Source organism: Paenibacillus sp. sgz302164 (assembly GCF_056120505.1).
Window position 1 is genome coordinate 210707 of record NZ_JBVYOL010000001.1, and the last position, 16996, is coordinate 227702.

Consider the following 16996-nt stretch of genomic DNA (forward strand, 5'->3'; position numbering starts at 1 on the left):
CGGTCAGTTTTTTGCCGTAAGCGACCTTCCAGGCAGGACGCGGCCCCCCGGCTGTAACCCGAATTTCGGTTCGTTTTTCATAGATCCAGTATACCACAAACCGACAAAAATTAGAACATAGGTTCGTAAGTTTTTCTTTTTTCGTTCGAGTTCTGCAAAGCTAAAGGATGCCCTCCATCGAAGATGAGCGACCGCGTTCAGAAGACAGATTGATTCGCCAATTTGCATGCTTGCTTTTCACGATTCGGCTATGAAAAAAAAGGATCGCCGCCCGGTCGCCTCAATCATTGGTTCGGAGAAAGACCCGGAATCGGAAAGTCGACTGCCCCACAAGGCCTCATATGGGGTTCGCATTCACAATAGGGCCATGCATGCCGGTACCCGTTGGGAAACCAACGGCACTGACAGACCGGAAAGCCCGCGAAAGTCAGATTGCCGAATGTGACGGGGCGAGGGAACTAGAGGGGGCGCGTCACCTGGCAGCATGAGCTGCAGTGCAGCAAAATGGGGCGGTGAGGCGTCTTGGCCGGAAGAAAGTCTGCAAAAGTGCAGGCTGCCCGAGCAAGTCGCGACACTCTACGAGGGCTAGGAGAACGAGTGCGGCTAATTTGGGGACAGCCGCCTTTTCTGGGCTTGCGCCTCTCCAGGTATAGGTCGTGGGACTGCACGACTGGACAAAATCAGCTTGCTAGGAAAAAAACTGCGAAAGTGCAGGCTTTTTCTCCGAAATTCGCTTGTTTTGGCGAAAAACCTGCAAAAGTGCAGGCTTTTTCGCTGAAAGTGAGCATGAGTCTATGTGTTCGGTGAAAAGCCTGCACTTTTGCAGGAATTGTTCGTGGACAGCGATCAAGGACGCAAATTCATGTATTTTTGCAGGTTTTTTCGTGCGGCCAGGCAGATTATGGCTATCTCCTCTAACGTGGGGGTTTTTCAACAGCTTGCGAAAGTGCAGATTTTTTCGCTGGGAGCGGCCCATTTCGGTGAAAAGCCTCCCACAATTGCAGGAATTGTTCGTTTGTCAGCGTATCTGCAGGCAAAAGACCTTTTTATCAGGCTTTCTGCGCGCAACCAGGCAAATTGTGCTGCCGGCTCCGGCGGTCGGGGTTTCCGGCAGAGCAGGTTCTCGCGCTCCCAACCCGCTCACGAACGGCCTGGCCTGTGCCGTCTTTGCATCTTGGGGCGGTTGCAGCGCAAGCAAACCATCCATCACCCTCGCGCTCTCCCCACCCCCATCCCGGCGCAGCAAAAAAAGCCCATTTGCAAACAAGCAAATGGGCTGAACTTTATTCACGCTTGAGCAATATGCTCCCTGACATCCTGCCAAAGCTTCAGCTTCAGCACCTCGGTTCCGGCCAGCATCATGATGCCGATACCATGGTTATCATTGAGGACGGTAAGCAAATCATCCTTGTAGTACTCCGCCGTAAACGAGTACCGCGAGCCGCTGCATACGCCGTGAACGTTGCCTTGGCTGTCGATCGCAAGCCGGCTCAGGCCTTCCCATGCCTTAAACGCGGCTTTCATATACGGCGCCGGGTCGCTGAGCCAGCCGAAACGGACGCCGCGCGCGAAAGCATAGGCGAACATGGCCGTGCACGAGGCCTCCTGATATGCTTCGGGATCGTTCAGCACTTGATGCCACAATCCGTTGTCTCCCTGCAGTTTCATGTAGCCTTCGCACAATTGATTGAAGAACTCGATCAGTGCGGGACGGTCGGGATGCGCTTGCGGCAGCGCCTCCAGCACTTCCGACAGGGAGAAAATCGTCCAGCCGTTTCCCCGTCCCCACGGAATTCCGGTCGCCCGGCCGTATTTAAAATCAAATACGTGAGACATGATTTTTTGCTCGGGCATGTACAAATAGCTTTTGAACAGCAGGAACTGTCTGGCGGCCTCGTCCAAAAACGCCGGGCTTCCCTTAATTGCGGCATATCTCCGCAAGAAAGGCGTGCTCATGTACAAATCGTCCGCCCACATCGTATTTTCCGCATACTCCCCCGGGCATTCCCGGAAAAAGACGCCGTCCTGCTTTCTTTCCAGGCGGTTGGCAATAAAATCGGCGATGACGTCAGCGATCGCAAGAAAGCGGGAATCCTCGCAGTCCGGATAAGCTTCCAGCATGGCCGAGCCGAAAGAACCGCAGTTGTCCAGCATGCGCATCAGCACCAACTGCTGGTTCAGCGCCGGAAATCCGTACTCCTGCCGATCCCAGAGCGAGTATTCGTACATGTCCGTACAAGCGCGAATATGCGAAACCGCATATTCGATGAGGTCCGGGCGATCCAACACCCGGCCCGTCTGCAGCAGTCCGTACATCGTCACGCCCAGCGGGTAATCCCATCGGCCGAAGTTCGTCGCTCCGCTCGTCGTCCATTTATTGCTGAGCATCGCATTCTCATAGAACGGGCGGGGCCGCGCACCGGGGGCGTCCAGCTGCCAATAGACCCGGCCCGCTCCGCCGTTCTCCGTGCCGGACGCTTCGTCCAGCAGCCGCGACATCGTCATAATGCCGGAAGGCTTTCCGGCATCGTTCGCGTCAACGACTCCGGCGTAGAGCCAGGGCTCCGCGTGCCCTTGAATGGGGCACGGCTGCACGAAAGCGCATAAAGCGCCGCCCGCAAACAGGCGGAGCGAGAAGCCCCAGCGGTCCGCTCCGCATACGCTTTTGACCAGCACTTGGCGCTTGCCGGAAGGAAGCTCAAGGTCCGTTTGAAAATCTCCGGCCTGCTTGCATACCGCCACCTGCTCGCCGTCGATCCATACCGTCAGAGGCCCTTCGGCACGCCCCTCCAGCCGGCAGGTTTGCCGGCCGCCCGTTCCCGGCACGGCGGCCAAGGTCCAGCCGTAAGCCGCGCCGCCCGGGCGGATGCCGAACAGCCGCTCGCACGGCAGCTTGTCCTGCTCCTCCGGGCTCCAGCCCGTACGGGGCAGCCAGGTCACGCCGCTGCCAATCTCTGACGACAGCAGGTCGGGGAACGCCCCGCCTGCGAATAGGTCTTCATCGCAAGGCTCGGAGAATACCCAGCCTGCCTGGCCTTGGCGCTCCGCGAACGGAGCGAGCACGTTCAGGATGCGTACCTTTGCCTCCTCGGCGCCGATCCGGCAGCCGAAGCCTGCGGGCGTTTTGCGCAGCTGCAAGGCCAGCATGTTCCAGCCTTTGCGGAAATCAAGACTAAGCTTGACTTTCGCATCCGGCTTGATTTCGTCGATCACATTGGAGCGGTACGCCAATTGCCCGTTGAAGTAAAAACGCAGCGGCCCCAGACAGCTGATGCCGATTTCCAGATTCCGCTCGCTCTCGCTCCATACCAGCGCGCAGGCGTACGCATATTGGCCCACTCGGGCGTCAGGCAGCTTGTCGGCCAGATTGATGTCGTACATCCCGTCGGCCGTCTGCAAAATCCCTGTTTTGTAAAAAGCGCGGTACATAAAAGGGGCAGCCGGATTCGCCCCTTTGTAGCGGTCGGCCAGAAGCGTCAAAATAGCCTCGTCCTTGTCACTGAACCTGTAATGCGAGCTGTCCAATTGTTCAAAATATGCTGTCAATCCGCTCATCCTTTCCAAAGGCCTGTTTCGTTTCTCCTCCGCGTGTTCCGGTACGCATCGTCCAGTACGCATGTTCCCGCAAGTTCCAGCGTGCTCCGGCACGTTCCGGTACTTAGCTCCACTTCACATTTTCCATTAAAGCAAATGAATCGTAAAAGTTCTGTCAAACGGCGTCAGCAGGTTCACATGAACGTACTTGCAGCCGCCGGGGTGCTGATCCTCCCGCACACCCGGCAGCCAGTGCTCGTAGGCGCCTCCGGTTATTTGTATGGCGTTCCGGCCCGACTTGTACAGACAAGATCCGCTCTGCAGGAAAAACCGGCCGTCGCCCGAAGCGTGCAAGCCGTCGCCTTCAAGCGTTCCTTCCTCGCCAAAAATGAAAGTAAGCTGTGTGTACACGTCCTCACGCTCATCCGACTTCACGCGGATCGACCATTCGGCGCCCTGCTGCGTCAGCTCCGCCTGAAGTTTGTGCGTTTGCACATGAGTCATTGGCCTGTGCTGGTGCGGGAGCAAATACCACGGGCTGACCCCTTCCGGCCTCTTCGCTGCCTGGAGATGCGCTGCAGGAATCGGCCCGTTGTAGCCCTTCTCCAGCGTCGACGCCAGCCGAAACGCAGCCGCACCGCCATCGCCATCTCCGAGATGCTCGAATTCGTCGAATTTGACGATGCCCGGCGAAAAAGAGGTGGACATCTTCACGCCGAGCAGCCGGGCCTGACCGTGCCGCAAAGAGAAGAAAGACGGCGTTCCGGCCATGACCGTTACGCTGTCCTCGCGCTCGCGGATGCGCACGACCGGGCTTCCGAAAGCGAAGTGCATGCTGCTGTGCTGAATTTTGGAATGGTGGCCGACTGCGTCCACCTGTTCCAGATGCTCTTTGAGCGGATGCCGCCCGTTAATAATCTGAAAATAACGGTCAGGCAGCGGCGCTCTTTCCAAACCGTCCAGATGGATGTCGGGAAACAGCAAATACCCCAGCATCGCGTTATGATGAGCTGTGGATTCCCCGATAAAGCTTCCCGCATAATCGGACATCGCCGCGAACAATGGGTCGCGGTCGAGCGCCGCCATCAGGCGGTATATGAGAAAATATCCCGACATGTCGGAGGGCTGTCCGAAATCCTGACGGCCGGAATATTCGGTCACCACTTCCCCTGAAGGGTGGACCAGATACACCATCATGCGCAAATTCCGCCGCACGGGCTCAAGCAGCTCGGGGCGATTCAGCAGTTTTGCCGCATGGTACAGGGCGATGTCGCTTACCGCATTGTAAATGCCGTTGCTCCGCTCCGTCCACTCCCCGTCCGACGTAATATCCATGCCTTCGGCCAACCATTCATCGGCTCTTGCCACAAGTTCGGGCAGGGCGAATATGTCATGCAAAAAAGCGAGCGCCGCGGTTATGACCCAGCGGTGGTTCGGGGTATGACAGCCGCCCGTCAGCATGGCCGGAACCGTTCTTTCCAAAAACAGCTTCAGCTTGTCGGCGACAGGCTGCGTCCCCTCCTGCCGATGCTTTTGCAAAAGCTGATACACCGGAGCCGCGATGCCGACGACAAAAGCGGTATCCGGCGGGGAATTGAAATTGGTAGAACCAAGAGAGATCGTGCCGTCCGCGTGCTGGCGATTCAGCATAAACGCGGCTGCACGATCTATAGCTGTCAAAAGTCCGCTATCCTGGTAGTAAGCGGAATCCGGGTTCAGAAGCGCGGGAACCCATTGGGCCAATACGGCCGCGGTTCCTACGTGGCTTGGCCTGGCAACCCCGCTAACGGGGTCGGTAATGCCTCCGTAGAATCGGCTGTCCGGATCGGTGACCTGCCTTTCCAAACCGGCTGCAGTCCATTTATCGTTGATTTTTACTAAATCCGCATACATCCTATTCACCTCTCAAAATATTAGCTTCCGCTATGCGATTCGCGAATCTCGGCAAGTCTGGCAGCAATCCGCCCGGGAATTTCCTCCAGCAGCTCCGACCAGGGAACGAAAAGCTCCTTGTCCAACCGGTACTCGTTATACGTCAAGGACGGCTTAAACGCACAGGACCGCAAATAAGCTTCGACCAGCTTGTTCGTAGCCTCGTCCGTAGTAACCCGCCCCTCCAAAAAATAAGGGACCGTCAAGCCGTCCGCTCCCGCATCTTCATCCGCAGCCGTGAACAAATGAGGCACGAGCTCGAAAAACTCGGCGACCGGGCTGAACGCATGCTTGCCGGGCTGCGAGTACAGCCGCACGTGCGTCTCGTCCGCCAGATTGCTGCGATCCTTCAACAGCCCTTTCAAATATTTGCCGTGAAAGCTCGCTTCGCAATCGATCACTTCCCCCTCATGCCCGACATAGACCCATACATGCTCAAGCTCATACAAATGCTGGATATCGTAGTCCCAATATATCGCATACTCGATAACCCGCTTCAGACGCGGATCGCGAAAAGGGAACGATCTTCGAAACGAAGGGGACGCCCCTTCGCGCTCCAGCACCGTCACTCCGACGCGAACCGGGAAGAAGGGCTCCCGGTCGTCAAAGTATATATACGGCGCATAAGTTTGGATCAGCTCGAGATCCATCAGTCGGCCACCTTCCCCTTGCCCGCGCCCCGGCCGCCGGCTATCCGGCTTGTGATTTGCGCATGGCTCTCATGAATCTCGTCCGGCTGACAAGCGGCCTTCAATTCATACACTTTCAGAGGAGCCTGCTCGATCGCACCCAGAAAATGATCGAAGTACGTTTCCTTGCTGTGCACGTAAGGACACCAGTGATCGGACAGCTCCAGCGTTTCATGAATGTGCACGCCGTAAATATAAGGCAGCACCAGCTCCAGCTCGCGCAAATTGTCGTAGAGACCCATACGGTCCATCATCATGGCGTGGCCAATATCGTACCACAGCCTTACAGGGCTGCCCTGCAAATGGTCGCAAATCGCCTTCGCTTCCATAAGCGAAGGCATTTGATAGCAGCGCGAGCGCGTTTCAATGCCGATCTTGATGTCGTACCCTTTTTTCGCGGCATGCTCGCACACTTCTTCCAGACTGTCCTGAATCCGTCTCGTATACTTCGGACTGCCTGCCTCCCGCTGGTCCAACATTTCCCGCCACAGCTTCTGATAAGCCGGGGAATCTTTGCCCTGCTCGCGGTACAGCTTTTTCAGCTCTTCGTCGATGTTGTAGGCAAAAGGTACCTCGCCCGGATGCACGACGACCGCCTTCGCCCCGTACCTGTCGGCGTATTCGATCGATTGAATGAGCAGTTCGATAGAACGCCGCCGCTTGGCTTCATCATCAAATCCGAGCATGACCGAATCCGTATCGTAGTCTTTATCGGCGATATACGGGAACACGTTGTGCACGCTCGATATCGCGATTTCGCCTTTTTCGATCATCGGCTCGATCGTTTTCAGATGCTCCGCCTTAATGTTGTAGTTCAGCTCCACGAAGCGGAAGCCCAGCTCCTTGATCTCTTCGATCAGTTCCCGCCCGCCGGACGGATGCTTCTTGATGTTCCAGCAGGTCGAAAATGAATACTCGCCTTTATCCGGCATATGAATCCTCCTAACCTTTGACAGACCCGAGCATAATGCCCGACACAAAATATTTTTGCAGCCACGGATACACGATCAGAATCGGCACCGTAGCGAACATGATGCTCGCCGCTTTCAAGCTCTCCGGCAGCACCTGCACCATCCGCGTGCCTTCCATTTGCAGCTGATCCGTGATCTGGCTGTTCATGATCATCTGGTACAGCTTGAGCTGGAGCGGATACAATTCCGGGTCCGTGATGTAAAACAGCGTATCCATAAAACCGTTCCAGCGGTTGACCGCGTAGAACAGGCTGAGCGTCGCGATGATCGGCATCGAAAGCGGCAGCATGATGCGGATCAGCGTGCCGAAATGGCTGCTTCCGTCAAGCTCGGCGGATTCCTCCAGACTTTTCGGGATCGACTGGAAGAAAGTGATCAAAATAATCAAATAAAACGGATTGATCATGAGCGGCAAAATGAGCGACCAGGTGGAGTTGAGCAAATGCAGTTCCTTCACCAAAATATACTCCGGAATGATGCCTCCGCTGAAAAACATCGTAAATACGATCAAATACATGAAAAACTTGCGGCCTTTCAGCTCCATTTTGGTCAGCGGGTAGGCGGCTATAATCGTCATCGCCATGCAGATGACCGTAAACAGAACCGTCAAATAGATCGAATAACCGAGCGATTTGAGCATCATCGAGTCCATCAGCACCCGGGTATAAGCTTCAAAATTGATATCGACGGGAAAAATGCTGACTTTGCCGGTCAAAATCGGCGCATTAGAGCTCAGCGAGATGGAAATGATATGCAGGAAGGGCGCCAAGCTAAAGAACAAAAACAAAATCAAAAATGCGATGTTGATCATATCGAACGTACGGCTGGCCGCTTTGGCGTTCATAATTCCACTCCTTTCCGGGACAAGCGTCTACACAATGCCTTGGTCGGTCGTTTTTTTGGAAATATAGTTGGAAGCGAGAATGAAGACTAGGCCGACAACGGCCTGGAAAAATCCGACCGCCGTAGCGACGGAATATTCGCCCGCCTGCATCCCCATTTTATAGACGAAGGTACTCAGTACTTCCGAAAACTCGCGAACCTGCACATTGCCGATGACAAACGGGCGGTCGAAGCCGATCTGCACCATCTCGCCCAGCTTCAAAATGAGCAGAACGACAATGGTCGGCTTGAGGCCCGGCAGCGTAATGTGCCAAATTCGTTTGAGGCGTCCCGCCCCGTCGACTTCCGCCGCTTCGTACAGGTCCTTGCTGATGCCTGTCAGCGCCGCCAAATAAATGATCGTGCCCCAGCCTGCGCTTTGCCAAACACCCGTAACCAAATAAGTAAGCAGCCAGTAATATTTATCCGATAAAAACGGAATCGGTCCGATGCCCAGATTGCCCAGCATCAAATTGAGAATGCCCGTATTCGTGCTGAATACTTGGTAGACGATTCCGCCGATAATGATCCAGGATATGAAATGCGGCAAATACAGTATCGTTTGCGAAATCTTTTTAAACCAGGCCGCTCTGAGCTCGTTCAGCATAATGGCAAGCAGAATCGGCGCCGGGAAGGAAACGACGAGATCGAGAAAATTGAGCATGAACGTATTTTTAAGCGCGATGTAAAAATCTTGCATTTTGAACACGGCCCGAAACGAATCGAGCCCGATCCACGGACTTTCCGTAATCCCTCGAAACAGGTTGAAATCTTTAAAAGCGATCAAGACTCCGTACATAGGACCATATTTGAAAAGGATAAAAAAAGCGACCGGGAGCAGAAGCATGGCATACAGCTGCCAATATCTGATCATGTACACATTGAACCGTTTCAATCTTTGCACCCTCTTTCGCTCAAATCGGCAAATGTGCGGCTTCATGCATGAAAACCGGTTCAGTCTTCATGCATGAAGCCCGCATCCATCCGTTACTTCTTCATGTTTTTGTAGGCTTCCGTGCGTTCTTTTTGAATCGCTTCTCCGCCGTTGGTCATGTAATCCTTCAGCATGTCGTCATACGTTTTGTCAAAGTCGGCCGGCTTCGCCAGAATCGATTTGACCAGAAGCTGCTCGTATTTGTCGGCCAGCGCCTTGCCGTATTTCGACTCGGCCTCGATCGGATGGTCGAAGCGGAGCGGTGCGATTCCGTCGGCAAGCCCGTTCTTGGACGCTTGAGCCGCATCTTTGCGACGGTCTTCCGGTAACGCCAGCGCCAGCGCTTCGGTGTTTTTATCGGCACTGCCGAAGTCGGTTCCGTTCGTTACGAGGACGTAGTCGCCGAAGTTGTAGAAGTTCTTTTTCGTTTCCTCGTTGTCCAGCGGCACCGGCAAACCGTTAACAGTCGTGTAGTTTTTGCCTTCTACGCCGTAGCTCATCGCGTACATGACGTCTTTTTGCGCCATCCAATCCAGGTATTGCACCGCTTCGGCGGCGTTTTTGCTGGACTTCGGAATAATAACGTTAATACCCGCAGGGATATAAGAAGGCTTGGCATGCTTGCCGTCCGCGTTCGTATACGGATCGATCGGAGTCAGCTTGGCGCCCGGCACCGTTTTTTGCAGCACCGTGTACGTGTCAGGCGGCTGGATTTTGTAGGATTCGCCCGCATCTTCCCCATACATGCCGACTTTTCCGGTGGCAACGTCCTGATACAGTTTCTTTTTATCTTTATCCAATGCGAAATCGGTGCTCATCAAGCCTTCGTTATACAGCTTGTTCAGGAAGCGGACGCCGTCCTTATGTCCGGGCAGCAGAACCGGATAGTCTCCCGAACCGAGCTTTTGCGTCAAGGTGTAGCGCTCTTCGTCCGTCGTGTTTTTGATGAACGTCCAGAGGATCGGCTCATAGGACGAAACCGCCAACGAGAATCCGAGCGGAATCGTTTGGTCGCCTCCAGGCTTTTTCTCCTTGAACGCTTTCAGCGTCTGGTACACCTCGTCCGTCGTTTTCGGAGCCGGGAGTCCGAGCTTGTCGAGCCAATCCTGGCGAATTTCGGAGGAATATTTGCCCAGATAAACGCGCTTGGCCGGGATCGCATATTGCTTGCCGTCAAACGTTCCGTACGCCAGCGTATCTTTGCCGAGATAGCTTTTCAGGTTCGAACCGTATTGGTCGATCAAACTGCCGAGCTCGGTAAGCCCGCCCTGCTGCACATACTTGTACACGACGTTCGAATCGTAAGTGAACACGATATCAGGCGCGTCGCCGCTTGCCATCAGCACGTTCAGCTTCTCCACTTCCTGCGATCTTGGCACAGGCACGTATTCAACCTTAATGTTCGTTTTCTTGGTAAAATTGTCTTCCACGTACTTCGTAATATAGTTGTTTGTGACAGACATGCCTGCCGGGGAATTGCCGCGGTCGAACACCTCGACTTTAATCGTCACCGGTTTCTTTGCAGCGGTTGATGCGCCTGCCGTCTCTTTTGCTGTCTCTTTGGCAGTCGTTTGACCCTCCTTGCCGCTAGTGCATCCGCTCAGAACACTGACCGTCAGAATGGTGCTCAGGACGGTGAATACGGTCCCTTTAAGCGCTTTCTTTTTTACCATAGCCAATCCTCCTCAGTTCTTTCGCTCTTCATTCGCCTGTACCCGAACGGCCGGAGCCGCCGGGCTTGCGGTGAATGTATCTCAGTTATAACGGCACCATGGGCAAAGGGTCAATCAACATCATTCAGCCGGGTGAACAATATTCAGAAACGCCCGATAAACCGTTTTCCGTCAACATACTTTTTCGCTGTTTATCACGTATTCATGTATTTGCGGTAGTCTCCGGGCGTTACGCCGACGACTTTTTTAAACGTTCTGCCAAAAGAGATCGCATGCAGGTAGCCGACTTTGACGGCGATATCATTGATCGATTCATCGGTTTGCAAAAGCAGCGTCTTGGCATGCTCCATCCGCAGGTTCACGAGGAAATCGACGAATTTCATCCCGAACTCTTCCTTGAACAGCTGGCTGGCATATTTCCCGTTCACGCCGAACATGTCGCTGATGTGATTCAACGAAAGATCCGGGTTCGCATAGTTGTCCTCGATATAGGTGCGAATCGCGCTGATCATGCCGTAATGCGTATTCGATTCGCGGATCGCCGCATACTGCCCGTATAGCTCTTTGAGCAGGGCAACCATCTGCGGCCGAATCTGCTCCAACGTTTCCGAAGACTCCGTCAGCTGAAGCAAAGACGGCGATATTCTCTCCGACCACGCCCGCGAAGCCTCGAGCGGCAGCTCTTCCATTTCGCTGTTAAAAAGACGGATTAAATAGTGCAGCACGTAACGGATTTCAACGTCCTGAAGCGTCTCTTCCTCCAGCTCGTCGAAAAATTGCTCAAGCTGCGTCTCCCACGACGCATGCATAAGGCGAAAATCGGGGACAAGCCGGTTGCCCATCTGCACGTATTTGTGCGTATCGTTCGATGCCGTGCCGATCAAATCGCTGTAACGGAGCACGCGGTTGGCGCCTTCGGACATTTTGTACTGCAGCGCCGTAATCGACGCTTTGAACAAGCTGTGGATCGAGCCGACATCGCCGGTTACGCCGCCGAGCCCGACCGTAACGGACTGCTTCAGGTTCACCATGATCCAGGTGCGGAATTTGTCCAGCAGCGTATGCCAGCTTTCGTCGATATCGGGCTCCGCCTGGCCGGAAATAAACAAAACCGCAACCCGCTGGCCCGAAATCCATTCCGCCCAAATGCTGTGCCCTTCTGTCGCGGCAAATTCGTTGAGGACGTTCATGATGCCGAACTTGAGCAGGCCCTGATCTCCCGGGCTGTATTTGCGCTGAAATTCCGCGTATTGGTCGATCTCTATGACGGCAAAAGCGAGATGGCGGAACTCGCTCGGCAAATGAAGCCGGTCCATGTGCGTCTGCCAATCCTGCAGCTGAATTCTGCGGTGTCCCTCGATCAGTTCCAGGAAAAACTGCTTCCTGCGGACGAGAAGATCTTCCTGATACTGCTTTTCGTACACTTGAGTCCGGTCGATCAAGGTATCCAGCACTTTGCCGATAAAAGCGAATTCGTCCTTGCCGCCGCTGCCTTTCGATTCATGGCGGTTCTGGAAAGCGTTAAGCTGCTGCATGATCGCCTCGATCGGCTTATAATTGCGGCGGGTCATATAAATGATGTAAACAATGCTGATCAAAATTGTCGCAATCCCGATGCCGAGCCACATTCGGGAAATAAAAGAGACCCAGCCGTAAATTTGGCCGACTTTCAGACCACTTACAAAGTCCCACCCGATATAGTCGGAATGAATTTGCGACATCATCGTTCCTTGCAAAGCGGCGCTCTCTTTCGCATCATTAGCCGCGGCATACGAATAGTTCGGGTACACGCGCTCGTGGTTCCCGCTCCAAATGTCCATAAACGTAATGTTGCTGTTGATCATTTGATCGACAATCCGCAGCAGCACATCGACCCGCACGCTAACGACTACGACACCTTGATCGCCGAAAGGAAGCAGCGCTTTTTTGCTGAGCGTGATCACTTTTTGGCTTGAGTCCGACCCGTATTCCTTGTAATCCCGCACAGCCGACCACTGCATGGAAACCGGCTGGCTGTAAGCTTGCAGCGCGTAATCCTTGTCCGCAAAATTGTCGAGTTTTTCAATCAGGTTTTTGGAAATAATCGTTTGATCTTTGGCCCTGTATAAATAAATCGAATAAATCAAGGAATTGTCGTTGATCATTTTGCCGAGCTCTCTGGATGTGTCGTAATTGACAAGTCTTTGATCCGAATTGTTGTCTGGTTCAAAAAACGCTTTCAATTTATCGTTGTTGCCGATGCCGTCCAGCACCGTCTGTTCGATTCCGCGAAGCGAAGTTTCCATTGAATTAATGACATAATTGGAAAAGATTTGATTGGCTTTCTCGGTTTCCTTCACCGATATTTCGTTAATGACCGAAACGGCAATAAAAATAATCATCGTCGTCGTGATGACGAGAGCAGGAAAATAAGACAGCAATAACCGGTTGTACCATGTTTTCTTCATAGCAGCCCTGCCTTCACTCGAGTTGACAAGATGAGAAACCCGCTAACGCTCTTGTTCAAGAACGGAAACGGGCCATTTACAAGTATGGATCCATACTATCTGGAACCGATCGCAGCCGTCGACTCCCGAATCGTGAGCTCCGGCCGCAGCACGGTCCGCTGCTTCACTTCCATGTTCCCCCGAAGCTCCTCCACGATCATGTTCACGACCAGCTTGCCCATGTGCTCCATAGGCTGAGCGATTGTCGTGAGCGGAGGGTCCGTCACCGCTGCAAGTATCGTATTGTCGAAGCTGACGATGGAGAGCTCGGCGGGAACTTTGATTCCCGCCTCTTTAGCCGCCTGCAGCGCTCCGACAGCGAGCATATCGTTGCAGGCGAATATCGCCGTCGGCGGTTCTGCCGAGCCGAGCAGTTCCAAAGCTTTGGTCTTGCCGTCTTCCACCTTGTAGTCGCAATGCTTCAAGTTCTCCTGCCGGAAGACGGCGCCGTAGTCCTCCATCGTCTGCCGGAAGCCCCTGACCCGCTCCCGGCTGCTCCGCACTTTTTCCCGCTCGCCGATAATGCCGATGTTGCGGTGTCCCAGCTCAAGCAGATGGCTTGCCGCCAGACAGCCCCCTACGTAATCGTCGACCACGACCGTGTTCACCGCGACGAGCGGCATATCCCGGGCCAGCAGCACGACGGGGATGCTTTTGGACAGCAGTTGTTCCAAAATCTCCTTATTGTCGATGCCTGTTGCAATAATGATGCCGTCCACCCGTTTTTGCTGCAGCAGGGAAATATATCTTTCGACTTTCTCGTCTTTATTGTCCGTGCTGCACATCATCACGCTGTACCCGAGATGCTCCCCCTGATCTTCGATCGCTCTGGCGATTTCCGAGAAGAACGGGTTGGAGATGTCCGGAACGAGCAGGCCGAGCGTATACGTTTTTTTGCCTGTTAATGCGGATGCGATGACGCTCGGCTGGTAATCGAGGCGCTCCATAATGGCAAAGATCGATTCGCGCGTCTCCGCGCTGATCTTCCCTTTGCCGTTCAGCACTTTCGAGACGGTCGCGATCGAAACGCCCGCTTCCTTGGCGACATCGTAAATCGTTGCTTTCATGCCCTGTTCCTCATTTGCAGTTGATTGGATAAGTTCAATACCTTCATTATGAGGATGAACCGGATGAGTTGCAACTGGAAAGAACGGCTAACGCTGCGAAGGCGGCTGCATGATCCAGGCATGAGCCGGATCGTTGGCGAACTTCCAGGTGCGCGTCGGCCCCGCCATCACGTTCAAATAATATACCTCATAGCCGGGAGGAGCCGAAACCGGATGGTACCCCTTCGGAACGAGAACGGCCTCGCCGTTTTTGACAATGAGCGTTTCGTTCAGCGACTCATCGTCGGTGTAAACCCGCTGCACCGCAAATCCTTGTTCCGGCACGACCCGGTAATAGTACGTTTCCTCCAAAAAGGATTCCTCGGGCAGACTGTCCCTGTCGTGCTTGTGCGGCGGATAGCTCGACCAATGGCCGCTCGGCGTGAACACCTCCACGACCAGCAAGCTGTCGGCCGGCTCCTGCTCCGGCAAAATGTTATGAATTTGCCGCTCCAGATTGCCGTAACCGCGGGTCTCGACGCCCACCTGCTCCGGCGCGATCAGCCGCGCCTCGTAGGTTCCTTGCCCGGGCGCTTCGCATACGGCAATTGTCAGCGCAGTCAGCGCCTCGACTTCATAGCTGTCGTCCGATGGCACGTAGACGGAATAAGGCGGTATTTTCTCAAATACGCTCATCCGTTTACCCAAACGCTCGAAGCTCGCCTTATTCGTCTTCACGTGAGCTTGCCCCGTCAACAGGACGATGCAGACTTCCTTGCTCCCCGTCTGCTTGCGAAGCGTTTGGCCCGCTTCAAGCTCATACACGGAAAATCCCACGTACGTCCAGCCCGCCGACTCGGGCGTGATGCTTAGCACATTGCCGTCCGCAAGCGGCTGCTTGCGCGCCGGTACGATCAAATCGCTCATATGCCCACCTCTTCCGCCAGCCGCATCGCTTCGTCAATCCGCACCGGTTTGCCGAGCCGGACGGACAGCTTGGCGGCAAGGGCGATCAATTCCGCCTGGAAGCCGTCATTGCCGTCGACAGGGACGTCGCTTCCGCTGCGCAGACTGTCGATAAACATGCGCGTCTCATCGATGTATGCTTCGTTGTAACGCTCCAGGAAAAAGTGCAAGGGCTTGTCTCGGTAAATGCCTTCCGACGTGCTCAATTCCGCCGTGTTCGGGAAATCGTTGTCCGCGGATACGCTGCCTTTGGAGCCGAAAACTTCAATCCGCTGATCGTAGCCGTAGACGGCCTGGCGGCTGTTGTCGATAACCCCGATCGCGCCGTTCTTGAACGTGAGCGTCGTAATCGCCGTGTCCACATCGCCGTATTTGGCAAATACCGGATCGACGAGCACCGCGCCCCGGGCGTACACTTCCTCCACGTCGCTGCCGGATAGGAAACGGGCCATGTCAAAATCGTGAATCGCCATATCCATGAACAGTCCGCCGGACTTTTCGATATAGTTCTCCTGCGGCGGATTCGGGTCTCTGGAAGTAATCTTTACGATGTGCGGATCGCCCAGCTTGCCTTCGGCCACCCACTCGCGCACGCGCTTGAAATTGTGGTCGAACCGGCGGTTAAATCCGACCTGCAGCTTAACCCCTGCCGCCGTGACCGCGTCCAAGGCCTGCTTCGTCTGCCGAATATCCATGCTGATCGGCTTTTCGCAAAAAATATGTTTTCCGGCTTTCGCCGCCGCTTGTATAAGCGGAACGTGCGAATCCGTGAGCGAACATATAAATATCGCATCGATGTCCGGATTGCCGATGACATCATCGCTATTTTTCGTCACCTGCGCGATGCCGCGGGCTGCCGCCCATTCCTGCAGCGCTTCGTCGGCGAACAAGTCCGCCACGACGGCGACCGCCACGTCCGGCAAACGAAGCAAATTGTCCGCGTGAATTTTGCCGATCCGGCCTGCGCCGATAATGCCGATTTGTAATTTCTTCATCTAGTCTCTCCACCCTCTCGCTTTGCCTGACGAACCGAACTGACGGATTTTGCTCTGTACCCCTTGCTGGACGGCATCGCGGGCCGGACCCAAATATTTTCTCGGGTCGTATTCCTTGTCGTTTGCTTGCAGCCGCTCCCTGACGACGGCCGTGAACACCGATTGGTTATCCGTATTCACATTGATTTTGGCCGTCCCCAGCGAAATCGCTTTTTGGATAATGTCATCCGGGAGGCCGCTGCCTCCGTGCAGCACTAAAGGCAGTCCCGTGATCCGCTGGATCTGCTCCATCCGCTCAAAGCCGATGCGCGGCTCCCCGCGGTAAGGCCCGTGCACGGAGCCGAGCGCCGGAGCCATCGCGTCGATGCCCGTTTCGCGGGCCATGCGCACGCATTCCTCGGGAATCGCGTACATCGCTTCCGCCTCGTCGACGTTGATGTCGTCCTCCCGGCCGACGATGCGGCCGAGCTCGGCTTCTACGGAAACGCCCCGCGCATGGGCCGCATGGGTGACTCTTCCCGTCACCTCGATGTTGGCCTCCAGCGGATGATGGGAAGCGTCGATCATGACCGACGTGAAGCCGGCCTCGATCGCTTTCATGCACACCTCGTAGCTTGAGCCGTGATCCAGATGCAGCGCCACCGGGACGGTGATGCCGTAGTGCCCGATCAGCCCTTTGACGATAGAGGCTACCGTCTGCAGTCCTCCCATGTAAGGGATGTAGGCTTCGCTCAGCCCGAGAATGACGGGCGCTTGCTCCGCCTCGGCAGCCTGCAAAATCGCCTGCGTAAATTCGAGGTTGTTCAAATTAAACTGGCCTACTGCATATTTATGTTGAACTGCGGTTTGCAGCATGTGTGTCATCGATACTAGCGGCACGGCGTTTCC

Annotated in this window: 13 protein-coding genes; 1 reads left to right on the forward strand and 12 read right to left on the reverse strand. The window is 54.8% G+C overall.

Translation table 11 applies throughout. From position 1 onward, the window contains the following. Window positions 1–796: 796 nt before the first annotated feature. Window positions 797–1297: a hypothetical protein gene (locus AC0LWT_RS00815; RefSeq protein ID WP_474679316.1), complete on the forward strand. Its 501-nt coding sequence runs from the start codon at window positions 797–799 to the stop codon at window positions 1295–1297. Here the strand turns inward: AC0LWT_RS00815 and AC0LWT_RS00820 are convergent. The 12 genes from AC0LWT_RS00820 to fba all read right to left on the reverse strand — a co-directional run bounded on the left by AC0LWT_RS00820 (window position 1288) and on the right by fba (window position 16987). Next, complete coding sequence (locus AC0LWT_RS00820; RefSeq protein ID WP_474679317.1) at window positions 1288–3546, reverse strand: glycoside hydrolase family 88/105 protein; 2259 nt, start codon at window positions 3544–3546, stop codon at window positions 1288–1290. The two genes, AC0LWT_RS00815 and AC0LWT_RS00820, sit on opposite strands and share 10 nt — an antisense overlap. Before the next feature lie 135 nt (window positions 3547–3681). Beyond that, window positions 3682–5427 (reverse strand): hypothetical protein, encoded by a 1746-nt coding sequence (locus tag AC0LWT_RS00825; RefSeq protein WP_474679318.1) that lies wholly within the window; start codon window positions 5425–5427, stop codon window positions 3682–3684. Window positions 5428–5447: 20 nt separating this feature from the next. Continuing rightward, the gene (locus AC0LWT_RS00830; RefSeq protein ID WP_474679319.1) at window positions 5448–6116 is read right to left on the reverse strand and encodes a hypothetical protein; all 669 of its coding nucleotides are present in this window, start codon (window positions 6114–6116) and stop codon (window positions 5448–5450) included. After that, complete coding sequence (locus AC0LWT_RS00835) at window positions 6116–7087, reverse strand: sugar phosphate isomerase/epimerase family protein (RefSeq protein WP_474679320.1); 972 nt, start codon at window positions 7085–7087, stop codon at window positions 6116–6118. The genes AC0LWT_RS00830 and AC0LWT_RS00835 overlap by 1 nt, the downstream gene beginning before the upstream one ends. A 10-nt stretch (window positions 7088–7097) precedes the next feature. Further along, window positions 7098–7970 (reverse strand): carbohydrate ABC transporter permease, encoded by an 873-nt coding sequence (locus AC0LWT_RS00840; protein WP_474679321.1) that lies wholly within the window; start codon window positions 7968–7970, stop codon window positions 7098–7100. Window positions 7971–7997: 27 nt separating this feature from the next. Further along, a complete protein-coding gene (locus AC0LWT_RS00845; protein WP_474679829.1) occupies window positions 7998–8882 on the reverse strand; it encodes an ABC transporter permease in 885 nt (294 codons plus the stop codon). A 113-nt stretch (window positions 8883–8995) separates the two neighbouring features. Next, entirely contained in the window at window positions 8996–10615 is a 1620-nt protein-coding gene (locus tag AC0LWT_RS00850) for an extracellular solute-binding protein (protein WP_474679322.1), read from the reverse strand. A gap of 194 nt (window positions 10616–10809) precedes the next feature. Then, a complete protein-coding gene (locus AC0LWT_RS00855; RefSeq protein WP_474679323.1) occupies window positions 10810–13062 on the reverse strand; it encodes a helix-turn-helix transcriptional regulator in 2253 nt (750 codons plus the stop codon). Window positions 13063–13157: 95 nt separating this feature from the next. Then, window positions 13158–14168, reverse strand: a complete 1011-nt coding sequence (locus AC0LWT_RS00860) for a LacI family DNA-binding transcriptional regulator (protein ID WP_474679324.1) — start codon at window positions 14166–14168, stop codon at window positions 13158–13160. A gap of 87 nt (window positions 14169–14255) precedes the next feature. Continuing rightward, the gene (iolB, locus tag AC0LWT_RS00865) at window positions 14256–15074 is read right to left on the reverse strand and encodes a 5-deoxy-glucuronate isomerase (RefSeq protein ID WP_474679325.1); all 819 of its coding nucleotides are present in this window, start codon (window positions 15072–15074) and stop codon (window positions 14256–14258) included. Next, on the reverse strand, window positions 15071–16108 hold the full coding sequence (iolG, locus tag AC0LWT_RS00870) for an inositol 2-dehydrogenase (protein ID WP_474679326.1): 1038 nt from the start codon (window positions 16106–16108) through the stop codon (window positions 15071–15073). The genes iolB and iolG overlap by 4 nt, the downstream gene beginning before the upstream one ends. Next, window positions 16109–16987 carry a class II fructose-1,6-bisphosphate aldolase gene (fba, locus tag AC0LWT_RS00875; protein ID WP_474679327.1) on the reverse strand — a complete coding sequence of 293 codons (879 nt, stop codon included), beginning with the start codon at window positions 16985–16987 and terminating at the stop codon, window positions 16109–16111. Window positions 16988–16996: the final 9 nt, after the last annotated feature.

Bases quoted from the DNA above. Each gene is read 5' to 3' on its own strand.
- AC0LWT_RS00835 (WP_474679320.1), bottom strand. From the start codon at position 7,087: ATGCCGGATAAAGGCGAGTATTCATTTTCGACCTGCTGGAACATCAAG.
- AC0LWT_RS00850 (WP_474679322.1), bottom strand. From the start codon at position 10,615: ATGGTAAAAAAGAAAGCGCTTAAAGGGACCGTATTCACCGTCCTGAGC.
- AC0LWT_RS00845 (WP_474679829.1), bottom strand. From the start codon at position 8,882: ATGATCAGATATTGGCAGCTGTATGCCATGCTTCTGCTCCCGGTCGCT.
- iolB (WP_474679325.1), bottom strand. From the start codon at position 15,074: ATGAGCGATTTGATCGTACCGGCGCGCAAGCAGCCGCTTGCGGACGGC.
- AC0LWT_RS00860 (WP_474679324.1), bottom strand. From the start codon at position 14,168: ATGAAAGCAACGATTTACGATGTCGCCAAGGAAGCGGGCGTTTCGATC.
- AC0LWT_RS00855 (WP_474679323.1), bottom strand. From the start codon at position 13,062: ATGAAGAAAACATGGTACAACCGGTTATTGCTGTCTTATTTTCCTGCT.
- AC0LWT_RS00840 (WP_474679321.1), bottom strand. From the start codon at position 7,970: ATGAACGCCAAAGCGGCCAGCCGTACGTTCGATATGATCAACATCGCA.
- AC0LWT_RS00830 (WP_474679319.1), bottom strand. From the start codon at position 6,116: ATGGATCTCGAGCTGATCCAAACTTATGCGCCGTATATATACTTTGAC.
- AC0LWT_RS00825 (WP_474679318.1), bottom strand. From the start codon at position 5,427: ATGTATGCGGATTTAGTAAAAATCAACGATAAATGGACTGCAGCCGGT.
- iolG (WP_474679326.1), bottom strand. From the start codon at position 16,108: ATGAAGAAATTACAAATCGGCATTATCGGCGCAGGCCGGATCGGCAAA.